The sequence below is a fragment of the Amycolatopsis endophytica genome (genome assembly GCF_013410405.1).
Lineage (GTDB): Bacteria > Actinomycetota > Actinomycetes > Mycobacteriales > Pseudonocardiaceae > Amycolatopsis_E > Amycolatopsis_E endophytica.
Window position 1 is genome coordinate 1990678 of sequence record NZ_JACCFK010000002.1, and the last position, 11076, is coordinate 2001753.

At 71.3% G+C, this 11076-nt stretch carries 8 protein-coding genes and 2 pseudogenes; 1 reads left to right on the plus strand and 9 read right to left on the minus strand.

Annotated features, from left to right (window positions below):
* The first annotated feature begins 57 nt into the window (after nucleotides 1–57).
* Nucleotides 58–705, plus strand: coding sequence for a MarR family transcriptional regulator (locus HNR02_RS34935; RefSeq protein ID WP_179777845.1), 648 nt, complete (start codon nucleotides 58–60; stop codon nucleotides 703–705).
* 85 nt (nucleotides 706–790) lie between these two features.
* Here HNR02_RS34935 and HNR02_RS34940 read toward each other — a convergent pair whose 3' ends face one another.
* From HNR02_RS34940 to HNR02_RS34970, 9 genes and pseudogenes are all read right to left on the minus strand, one after another.
* Nucleotides 791–1780, minus strand: a complete 990-nt coding sequence (locus tag HNR02_RS34940; protein ID WP_179776129.1) for a VldE C-terminal domain-containing protein — start codon at nucleotides 1778–1780, stop codon at nucleotides 791–793.
* A gap of 8 nt (nucleotides 1781–1788) precedes the next feature.
* Entirely contained in the window at nucleotides 1789–2790 is a 1002-nt protein-coding gene (locus HNR02_RS34945; RefSeq protein WP_179777847.1) for a replication-relaxation family protein, read from the minus strand.
* Nucleotides 2791–2822: 32 nt separating this feature from the next.
* Entirely contained in the window at nucleotides 2823–5360 is a 2538-nt protein-coding gene (locus HNR02_RS34950; protein ID WP_179777846.1) for a DUF8128 domain-containing protein, read from the minus strand.
* Between the two features lie 19 nt (nucleotides 5361–5379).
* Nucleotides 5380–7245 (minus strand): annotated as a pseudogene (locus HNR02_RS34955) (VirB4 family type IV secretion system protein).
* A gap of 939 nt (nucleotides 7246–8184) precedes the next feature.
* Nucleotides 8185–8405: pseudogene (locus tag HNR02_RS36930) on the minus strand (PrgI family mobile element protein); the annotation flags it as partial.
* 895 nt (nucleotides 8406–9300) lie between these two features.
* Complete coding sequence (locus HNR02_RS35975; RefSeq protein WP_246339359.1) at nucleotides 9301–9576, minus strand: TrbL/VirB6 family protein; 276 nt, start codon at nucleotides 9574–9576, stop codon at nucleotides 9301–9303.
* Entirely contained in the window at nucleotides 9555–9908 is a 354-nt protein-coding gene (locus HNR02_RS35980) for a TrbL/VirB6 family protein (RefSeq protein ID WP_246339360.1), read from the minus strand. The genes HNR02_RS35975 and HNR02_RS35980 overlap by 22 nt, the downstream gene beginning before the upstream one ends.
* 28 nt (nucleotides 9909–9936) lie before the next feature.
* Nucleotides 9937–10182: a hypothetical protein gene (locus tag HNR02_RS35985; protein ID WP_246339362.1), complete on the minus strand. Its 246-nt coding sequence runs from the start codon at nucleotides 10180–10182 to the stop codon at nucleotides 9937–9939.
* A gap of 356 nt (nucleotides 10183–10538) precedes the next feature.
* Nucleotides 10539–10976 carry a pilin gene (locus tag HNR02_RS34970; protein ID WP_376772940.1) on the minus strand — a complete coding sequence of 146 codons (438 nt, stop codon included), beginning with the start codon at nucleotides 10974–10976 and terminating at the stop codon, nucleotides 10539–10541.
* Between the last annotated feature and the right edge of the window lie 100 nt (nucleotides 10977–11076).

An 11076-nucleotide genomic window follows, 5' to 3' on the forward strand; every position in this document is an offset into this window, starting at 1 on the left:
CCCCGGCCGGGGCATGACCCACCGCACTGATCACATCCGAGTGAATCGAGGGAAGTCATGTCCAGCAAGAACCGCAACCGCCCGCCCCGCGGGACCGACCGCGCTGCCCAGACGGATGCACCGGCGGTCCGCACCGACAGCGAAGACAGACTGTGGGCCGCCCTGCACGCGCATCCCCACAGCGCCGCGACTGAGCTGGCCACCCTGGCCAAGATCGGACGGTCGACCGCGCAGAAAATCCTCGCCCGATGGGCCGCTGACGGCAGCGTGACCCGTACCCCGGGGATCGCCGAGGGAGGCCGACTCGCCCCTGACTCGTGGGTGATCACCGAAGCGCCCCTCGCTGAGGTCAGCGCCAGCGCAGGCTCGGCGGTAACCACCGAACCCACAGGGAGTGAGCCGCACCCGCCGGCCAGCGAGGCCGCGCCGGAAACCAGCCCGGCCCCCGACGACCGGCAGAAGGCTGAACGGCTCGCACCTGGGGCGCTACGCGGCATGGTCGAGGACTACCTGCGCGACCACCCCGACGACGAGTTCGGCCCCACAGCGATCGCCAAGGCGCTGGGCGGGAAATCCTCCGGGGCGGTGAGCAACGCGCTGGACAAGCTGGTCCTCGACGGCACCGCAATGCGAACCAAGGACAAGCCAAGGCGTTTCCGGCTCGCCCCGTCCGAGCAGGAGACAACTCCCGCGACGGCGAACTAGCGCGCACAGGATGGGGGGTGGCACGCCGCTCGGTGCCGCCCCCGGTCGCCCCGACGCCGTCGGGGCGACTTGCGCTTGTGCCCGTTCAGTACATCGAGACGTGGATGTGGTCGTAGTGGCAGCCGGTGACGTTGGCCGGGTCCGGGCAGCCGTACGCGTCGGATCGGTAGGGCTGCCACGTGGGGTTGCCGGTCGACCAGTACTGGCCCTGCCAGATCAGGTACCGCACGCCGAGCACGGGCTGCTGCGCGATCAGCCACTCGGTGATCCGCCACCCCTCGCTCACCGCCTGCGGATCGCCGGGATCGAGCAGGATGTCGCACGCGCGGCCCTGCGGATGATCGGAGCTCGGATTCGCCGGGCGCGCCTCGTAGCAGCCGAGGCCGTCGCCTGTCATCCCGCCCGCCTGCAGGGCCCGGACGAGAGCGAGCGTGCGAGGCGTGATGCGGCCACGGCTGGTGGGGTCGGGCTCGGTGGCCCGCTCGGAGGGCCAGCTGGTACGCAGCTGTCCAGGGGCCGCGGTGGCCGCGCAGTTGACACCGTTGAGAGCGCCCACGACCTGACGGGCGACGTGCTCGTGCTGGGCATAGGCGTTGGGGTAGGCGGAGCGTTGCACGGCCTGCGCGGCGCCGGTGACGCTCATCTGTTGCCAGTTCGGCACGGCGAGCAGGTGCTCGTAGAACTGGGTGGCGGCGTAGCTGGGGTTGAGGATCTGCGCCGGGGTGCCCCAGCCTTGCGAGGGCCGTTGCTGGAAGAGGCCGAGGCTGTCCCGGTCCCCATAGTCGAGGTTGTGCAGCCGGGACTCCTGCATGGCCGCGGCGATGGCGATCACCCACCCGTACTCGGGCACTCGCATCTGCTTGCCGACGGCGACGATGGTGGCGGCGTTGGCAAGCTGTTCGGGGTCATATCCCGCGACTCCGGTCGCGGGGCTGGCACCGGCGGGAGCACAGTCAGCACCGCCACCGCTGGTGAACAGGGAGGCGACCACACCGGCGGCGGCCGCGCCGATCAGAACCGGAATGAGCAGCACCACGGCCGCCGCGACCGCCGCCGTCTTGACTGAAGCGGACACCTGCGCGCCTACCGCTGTGGCGGGGGCGGCATCGGCGAGGGCGGAGGCGGCACCGGGCCGGGCGCGGTGTCGTCCGCGGCGACCGGTGGCGGGAGGCCGGGCCAGGCGTCGGCGAGGCCGGCGAGTGTCCGTCGGCGCAACGGCCCTCGGGGGTCGAGGGGAAGCCAGACCTCGTCGGCGGGGCTCGGGTGTGCGGCGTCGGGGTCGAGCAGGGCGGCCGCCGCGGTCGCGACGGGCACGGTGTGCGGCTCGGTCAGCTGAGCCTGAGCTCGGGCGAGTACCCGGCGGGCGTTGACCTCCCGGCGCGAGGTCGGCAGCCACACCAGCACTGGGGTGGTGATGCCGGTGGCTTCCGCCAGGGCGGCGTAGCCGGACAGTTTCCCGGCAAGCTTGGCCAGGGGCTCGGTGCCGAAGTCGTACTCCAGGAACCACTCGATCTGCCGGTCCCCCTGCTGCCACCGGCCGTAGGCGTCGGGCCGGACGAGGTCGCCGAAGTGACGGCTGCACCGTGTCTCGGACCACCAGGCCGTCAAGGCGCCCGGCTCGTGGCGTGCGCGGGCGACGAGGGTGGTGAACCACTCGTTCACCCCGACGGTGTGTGCGAGCCGCAGGCTGTGTGCGACGGCGAAGGCGCGGTCGTGCCGGTAGCCCATCTCCTTGACGTCCCGGCCGTCCTCAGCGGCGAGCACCGTGGCGCCGGCCGGGGCGAGCACGTAATGCATCGGCGCTGTCCCGACGGTGACGAACGGCTGGAAGCGGTCCACCACGCCCCACAGGTAGAGCTCGCGCAGCCGCTGGCGTCCTGACCTGAAGCTGGGAAACGCGAGGGCGGTGACCTGGTGCGAGGTCAGGACCCGGTGCTCCCACAGCATCCGGGCGATCCATTTGTCCCGCGGCGTCAGCCGCACCGCCAGCGCAGCCTGGTGCTCGGCCGAATTCGCGACGCGCGGGCTCGGGCGAGCGGGCCTGTGTCCACGCAGCGCTCGCTGGGGAGTCGGGTTGGTGATCAAGGTCGCCTCCAACGAGGTCAAGTTGGATGGGTTCAGCTGCGCCGCCGGGGATCAGCGCTGTGTGCGCCGGTGACTCGCTCGGTGCGGTTGGCGGGTGCCGCGCTGCCCGGCGACCTACCGCTCAGCCTCGTGGTGCCGAGCCTGGTGACGGGCGTGGCGCGACGAGCGGCGGCGCGGATTGCGCGTGCGCGACCGGGAACCGGTGGCGGGAGCGGCAGGGTGCGAAGGGTGAACGGCTGTGCCTCTTCGCCGTTCAGGACGAGTCGGGCGGCGGCGTGGTAGGCGCCGAGGTGGGCCAGGTCGTGGTCAGATAGCCGTGGCGCGGTGTGGCGGGCCAGCTCACGTGCGTCTTCGGGCGAGGCGTTGAAGAAGATCTTGCTGCGTGCGTTGGTCGAGATACCTTCGCGGAGTTCGCGGGGAAGCTGGCCGAGGTGCTGGTGCGCCAGCGTCATCGAGGTTCGGAACCCGCGGGCCTCGGCGAGCATGTCCTCGATCGGATAGGGCAGGTTGAGGAAGTTGTGGCACTCGTCGATCACCAGGCTCGCGTCCCTGCGACGACGCTGAGGGATGCGCGCGCGGCCGGTGATCGCCTGCCAGGTGCGCGCCACGACCAGCGACCCGACCAACCGGGTGGTCTCCTCCCCCAATGAGCCCTTCGGGATTCGCACCAAACAGATGCCACCATCGAGCACTTGGTCGAGGTCGACTGTGGAGTGTCCTCCCGCGATGGCGGCGCGGACGAAGGGGCGCAGCAGGAAGGCGCGGAGCTTGTTCATCAACGGGCTGATGACCTGCGAGCGGGCCGAGTCGGTGAGCTCCTCATACCAGGACCAGAAGCCACGTAGGACCGGATCGGTGATGCCGGCGGTGACGCGGCTGCGGAAGGCTTCGTCGGCCAGCAGTTTCGGCAGGTCCGCGAGGGTGGCGACGCCTTCCTGGGACCGGAGGGTCAGGCAGGCCGCGCGCATCACGTCGTCGGTGCGCGGGCCCCAGAACGCTGAGTAGACCCGGCGGAACACGGAGACGAGGTTGTCCACCATCAGGTCGGTTTCGCCGCCGTCCAGCGGGTTGAGGCATGGTGGGCGGACCTTGCTGTCGGCGTCGAAGAGCACGACCCGGTCGGCCGCGGAGCGGGGTAGCCGGGACAGGACGTCGGTGACGAGATCGCCTTTGGGATCGATCAGGACGGTTCCGCGGCCGGCCTCGGCGTCGGCCAGGACGATCGTGCCCAGCAAGGTCGATTTGCCGGAGCCGGTCGCGCCTAGCACGTGCAGATGGTGTCGGGCGTCGGGGACTCGCAGGGCGACGGGCCGTTCGTGGCCGGTGTCGGTGACGCCGAGCGGTTTGGCTTCGGGCCCTGGGACGGCGATGCCAGGTGGAGGCGCAATGGCGCGGGCCCCGGCGCGCTGCAGCCCCGGGATGGCCTCGTCGGTCGGGAGGTGGGCTATCGCGGCCAGCTCAGGCACCGACAGCAGGTCGCCCCGCGCCAGAAGCCGGGAGCCGATCACCTGCTCGGGGCGGCGAAGGCGGTGTCGCGTGTAGTGGTTGTGCTCGGTGTAGGAGGCGAACGATGCGGCGAGGGCGTGTGCGCGCCCGCGGGCGACCTCTCGGGCTGCGCTGACAGCGTCGGCGTCGGCACTTGAGGGGAGGATGGTGGCGACGGCGTAGCGGACGACGGTCTCGAACTGGCTGCCGCGCTGCTTGGCGACGATGGCCCGGTTTTGTGCCGCGTACTCGAGCGAGGTTTGCGGGTCGCTATGCAGAGCACCGGTCTTCGTGCGGTGCAGCGTCGTGCGGCGGGTTCGTGACATCCCAGGGGTGACCGCGTCCAGCAGGCGGCCGACCAGCCGCACCGAACTGCCGGTGTGGACCTGCCGGGCGGCGCGGCGGGCTCGTTGGACGCGGCGGCCGGTGACCGGGCGGGCCAGGACCTGCACGCAGGCGTGCTCGTTGCGACCCAGTCCGACCGGCGCGCCGATCAGCGCGCGGATCGGGTCGGCCTCGAAGGCCGTGCGAATAGGCAGTGCCTCCGACCGCGCGAGCCGCAGCTCGCCGCCGACTACGAGCCGCCGCTCGCCGTCGCGGGGAGCTGGCAGTGGCGGCTCAGCAGGCCGCACCTGGGTGTGGGCGCCGGGCCACGTGGCCTCGAGGGCGCGCTCGACGAGGCCGGGTGGGATGGCGCCGGGCACCCACAACCGGATCGCAACCCCTGCCTCGGAGAACACGTACTCGCAGGCCACGTGCGGTTGTCCGGTGAGCGCCCGTCGCCAGCCGGGCCGCAGAAGGCCCACGAGGTTGGACCACAGCGCGGCGCCGCCGGCTGGATCGACGGTGGGAGGGGCGAGCACGGTGACTTGACGTGCGTCGGCGACGAGTCGCTCGTGGCACCGTCGCGCCCACCACCTTCGCCCGGCGAAGAGCGTCGCGATAAGCACGGCGAGCACCGGCACGGCGATCGGGCCTTCATCCACGGCGAGATCGCGGAGTCGGCTCAGCAACGCGACCAACGCACCAGCAGGGTCACGCAGGTAGTTCTCTAGCCAATCGGCGGAAGCGGAACGTATCCACATAGGACGCGTCTCCCAGTGATCAAGGGGCATCGAGGCTGATTTCCTCGCCCTCGACGGGCTGAGGACCGAGGTCGACGAACGCGGCAGCCTGGTCGTCGTCTTGCTCGGCGAGTTCGACCGGATCGCTGGTGATCAGGTAGTGCTCGGTCGGCGACGCCATGCTCTGGAAGGCCACGCGCTGGGTTCCGGTCGACAGCAGTCCCTGGCCGCGGTCGGCTGCGAGCAGGAACTGGCGTTCTCCGGCGGAGAGGGTGAAGGTGCGGGCGATCTCGTCGATGGCTTGCGGGGCCTGCCGGAGCAGGATCTGGGTGGCCGCGTTGGCCACGACGGCTTTGCCGAGGTCGGTGCCGAGGACGTCGTCGACGTCCTGGGTCGCCACTGTCAGACCGGCCCAGTACTTGCGGAAGGCTTTCGCCGAACGGAACAAGAACTCGGCACCGGCCTTGTCTTGCAGCAAAAGCCATGCCTCGTCCACCGCCACCATCCGCGGCCGGCGGATCGCGGGGTTCGACACTCGCCGCCAGATGACGTCGAGCGTGAGCAGCGTGCCGATCGCTTTCAGCTCGTCGGGCAGGTCGCGGAGGCTGAACACCACGAGCTGTCCCTCGGGTTGAACGGTGCTGGGCCCGTCGAAGAGCTGCTTGAACGCGCCCTCGACGAACGGATGCAACCGCGCGGCGAGCTCGCGGCCGGCACCGTCACCGGAGCTAGCGAGCTTTTCTCGCAGTGTGCGCAGCTCGGGTGAGGGTCGGGTCCAGGTGCGGGGATCGGTGGTGATGCCCACGCTCTGGTAGGTCGCGGCGATCGCGCGGTCCAGCGCGGCCCGCTCGGCTGCCGACGGTTCACCGCCGAGAAGAACTTCGATCGCGGTGTGCAGGAACAGGCTGCGCCGAACGAGCGCGTCCTTCGGTGCGGTGCGTCGTCCGTCCGGCCGCGTGTGGATGGGCAAATCGAACGGGTTGAGCCGAACTCCGGGCACGCCGAGGTGGACGTTGGTTCCCCCGACGGCGGCCGCGAGCCGGGCATACTCGTCCTCCGGATCGACAACGGCGACCTCGATCCCGCGGTACAGCGAACGCAGCAGCTCCAACTTGACCAGGTATGACTTCCCCGCGCCCGAGCGGCCAAGGATGACCGAGTTGTGGTTGTGCATGCCCTCGCCGAAGCGGTCCCAGTGGACCAGCCCCTGGGAGCCGATGTTGTACCCGTAGAGCACCCCGGCCGGTGCCGCGACCGAGGTCGGATCAGGCGCGGGCAGGTCCGGGCTGGTGAACGGGAACGCGGCCGACAACGCTGCGGTGTCGAAGGTGCGGCGCATGCCGATCAGGTCCAGGCTCAGCGGCAAGGTCGACACCCACCCCTGGAGGCTGCGGTAGGTGGTGTGCTTGGCGTCCAGCAGCAGGCTGGCGCACAGTGACCGCAGTGCCGCGACTTCCTCGGCGAGAGCGCGTTGGGTGGTGGCGTGGATGGTCAGGTACAGCCCGACGCGGAACAGCTTGCCCTCGCCTCGGGCGACGCGGGAGGACAGGTCGTAGGCGTCTTCGGTGGCGGCCTCGACGTGGGGGTCGAACAGCCGGCCGTGCTCGGCGGTGTGGCGTCGGCCGGCCTCGAGCTTGGCGAGCTGCTTCTTCAACCGGGCGGCGGCGGTGGCAGGGTCGATCGGCTCGACGTGCACGGAGACGTCCAAGCGGCCGGGGTAGGTCAGCAGCGGAGCCAGCCAGCCGGGGTGCACCTCGCGCGGGTAGGCCGATGACCGCGAAGCTGGCGACCCATTCGCCGCCGACCTCCAGGTGCCGCGCCCCACCGACAGGGCGTCCGGCGTGAATGCGGCTGCGGCCGGGGAGGCCGGTTGGCCAGGCCGACGGTGGTGGCTGCGATGGCGCATCAGAACTGCTCCTCTCGCTCGTCCTCGTAGTCCCAGTCGTCCTCGCCCCACGCGGGCTCGTCCTCTGCACGTGCATCCGCACGCCACCGGCGGCGTCGTCATCCGCCGGGTCCGAAGCGGTAGTGATGACCTCATCCGCGCCGGCGAGCCCGGCTGATGGGGGCAAGAGGCTGTCGGGGTTGCACGCCGAGGCCAGGACCGCGGTGGCCTGCCCGCGTCGAGCGGGGTCACCGTGATCCCGGCTGGGGACAGCAGCTCCACGGCTTCGGTGAGGCGGCGCACCAGGCGTGACTCGGCCGCTCGTCGTGCGGCGGCGTCGGCCTGGCCGGGCGTCCGGTTGCGGCGGCCCTGCAGAGCGGCCAGCGCCCCAGGGCCGCCGAGTCCGTCAGGAGGGTCGGCTGCGGCGAGCGGTTCCCGCAGCACGAGCAGCACCTGCCGTCGCAGCAGATCGGACTCCTGCCCGAGCTGGACCAGGTAGTCGGCGTGCTCGACCGCGGCCGCTTCCAACGCCGGGTGCGGCAGGCCACCCGCGCGCTCGCGCAGCTCGGCGATCTGAGCGGAGAGGTCGAGACGCTCGGTGCGCACCAGCACCTGGACCGGGGCGGTCAGTGAGTGCAGGTAGCGCCCGAACGAGGCGACCAGTGCCTCCTGCTCGGCCGGTGTCCGGAGCGCGAAGTTCACCGTGCTCGCGACGGCGACGACCGTCAACCCGTCCGGGCCCAGGTCCACCACGCCGGTCTCCGTGACTGCCTCAGCCGGCAGGCGCAGCGCGGTCGGGGAGACGGGTTCAGCCTCGGACGCTGGCCCGCGGCGGCCGGCTCCCTGGTCCGCGTTCGCGGTGAGCCACGCGGGCGCCGGACGGACGCCTTCCGGCGCGGCGACGCGGTGTCGCGGAGCGATCCGCTGGCGGATCGCGGCGATCAGGAGCTTGTCCAGCGGGACACCGTCGCGCTTGCCCAGGGCGAGCATCACCGACGCCGCGCCGACCGGAACCGCGAAGGCGGCGAAGAGCGGGATCGGCAGGAACGCGCGCGTGACGAGCCACACAGGTACAGCGCCGCTCCGGCCGCGGCGAGGATGCCCAGCTGGCGCGCGGTGAGCGGGCCGAGCACGCGGTCGTGCATGTCGACGTCGGCGGGAATGCGAACGGGTTCGGTCATGACGTGCTACCTCCTGGCTTGCGCCGTCGCACGTTCGTCGGCGGTGGCGGGGTCACGCGCGGGGGCGGCGTCTTGGCGGGCTTGGGCAGGTCGAGCGGGAGTCGCAACTGCCGTCCGGCCTTCGGTGCACGTGGCTTGGGCGGTGGTGGCGGCGCGGGCTTGGGCGGCACGTGTTTCAGGCCGTCCAGGGGCAGCGGGTACTGACCGGACCGGGTCGGTCGGTTGCCCTCGTAGGGGTCAAAGGGCAGCGGCGGCTGGATCACGCGCCGGCCGGTTCCGCGACGAGCGGGAGGCGGTGGCGGGCTCGCCGGCCGAGGCACCTTGCGCAGTCCGTCCAGCGGCAGTGGGTACTGGCCGGACCGGAGCGGCCGGTTGCCCTGGTAGGGTTCGAACGGCAGCTCGAGTTGTTTCCCGGTGCGCCCGCGAGGCGCCCGACGACCGCTCGTTCCCGCTGCTCCCGTGGCCGCTGAAGGTGGCGCTGCGCGCGGAACGTCGAAGGGCAGGCGGTACTGCCCGTCGCGGCCGAGCACCGGCTTGTTTTCGGGCCAGTCATCGCCCAGCGGCAGCGCCAGTTGACGACCGGGATTGCGCGGTGGTGGTTTCGGCTCCGGAGTGTTCTTCGGTGTGGGCTTGGCCGGGTCCGGCGCAGGCCCGGCAGCGCAACACGTACTGCCCGCCCGCGGTGGTCCTCGCTCCGCTGAGCGCGTGGACGAGCTGCCAAGGCTGTTGCCACCGCCGGTAGCTCGGGGCCTCCGGGGCTTTCCGCCGCCCCCGCCCAGAAGCCCGAACGTCTTGTAGGCGAGGAAGCCCCGGACGAGCGATCCGATCAGGCTGCGGCCGCCTCCACCGCGGATCGAGCCCAGGATCCAGAACGGGATTTTGAGCAGGATGTACATCAGCGCGAGAGCGACGAGCAGGTTGATGAGCCCGAGGCGGTCGGCCCGAACACGGTGAAATCCGCCGGGGGTGAAGACACCTTCAACGCGGTGATCAGGGTCAGGCTCTGGCCGAGCTGGATCGCGAGGCAGCCGCCGTAGGCTTTCCACCACCAGTAGGCGATGCCCTCGGTCTGCGGCAGGGCGTGGAACATCAGCGCCAGCGGCGCGGCGACGATGAGGATGATCGTCAACGCGACTCGCACGACGTAGGTCACCAGCAGCGCGACGAGCAAACCGGCCAGGACGAGTCCGATGAAGATGATCCACATGCCGCCTTGAGTGAGCCCATGACGAGGTCGCGCAGAGCCACGCCGGCGGCACTCGCGTCGAGCCCGCCGCCCATGATGGCGGCGACGAGGGCGTTGGCGATCTGGATGCCCTTGGTGGCCACCCACAGGCTCAACGCACCGGCCAGGAACCCCACCACGAGGCGCGGCGCGATCTCCTTGGCCGAGTGCCGGGTCTGGACGGTCTGGTAGCCCATCACGATGACACCCGCGATGAGAATCAGCAGGGCGTAGGAGACGAGCAGGATCTGCCAGGAGTTGTCCCACAGCTCACCCACCCGCGGCAGCGAGTCCGGCGTCGGGTGGTCAGCAGCGTCTTGACAGCAGTTCGAGCAGCGGGTTGAGCGCGCTCTCGACGATGCCGCGGAAGAACCGGTCGATCACGTCGGTGATGCAGGCGCCGATGTTCGTGAGGCCGCAGTCGTCGCCGGTCTCCTCGTCCGGAACGGGCTGTTCGGCACCGGGCGCCGTGGGCGGTGTGCTGGTGCCGGGCTGCGGGATGCAGCCCTCACCCGTGCACGGCGGAGCGGTCGAAGTCGGCGACGGAGGCACCCGTCCTGCAGTGAACCGGGGAAACAGGTGACCGAGGTCGGCGCCCCCGTCGGCAGTGGCAGGGGCACCTCGGGCAGCGACGGTGCTGTGGTCGGCGCAGGCCGCGAGCACAGCGGCAATCCGGGCTCACATGGCTCGACAGTCGGAAGCGGCAGTGGTTGCGCGGCAGCCGGCGGCGCCATCGACGAGCCGGGTTGAGCGCAGCGACGGCAAGCGTGCCACCGAACAGAACGACGAGGCTCACCGCCAGCCCCACCAGCGCCCGGCCACGAGTCAGCTTGGGTAACCGCACCTTCCGGCGTGATGGCGGAGCGGTGAGTGCTCGACCGTCCGGCGTGTTCGAGGGGCGCATCGCGTCAAGCCCCCACGATGCCTTTGAGCACCTCGACGACCAGCGGGGCGAGCGCGGCCAGAACGTAGCCGATGCCGGCGGCCTTGAACGCCTCCTTCGCCTTCTCCTGCTCCCCCGGGTCGCCGCCGCCGAACACGCGCCGGACACCGCCGATGGTGAGGAACACCGTCGCCAGCCCGGCGAGGATGCCCATCAGCCAGTTGCGGATGTTGTTGAGGACTTCCTCGACGCTGCCCGCGAGCGCGAGCACCACGGTGTCCCCGCGGGCGCTCGCACCAGAGGTCAGCAGGGCGAGCACGACGAGTTCGGCCAGCAGCAGCGCCCGGCGGCGCCAGTGGTGCGTGCGCGGCAGGCGAGGGTTCGGGTCAGGCGCATCGCGGCTCTCCCGGAGTCGAGCCCGGCCGCCGCTGCGGCTGCTCGGGCGAAGGGGTGGTGTTCGCACGGGAGGCTGGTCTCGTCCCGCACCCCTGAACTCCGGAAGACGCGCCCCGTGGGGACACGTGCGCGCTGGGTTTCTTGCCCGCCCGCGCGCGCAGAGTGGT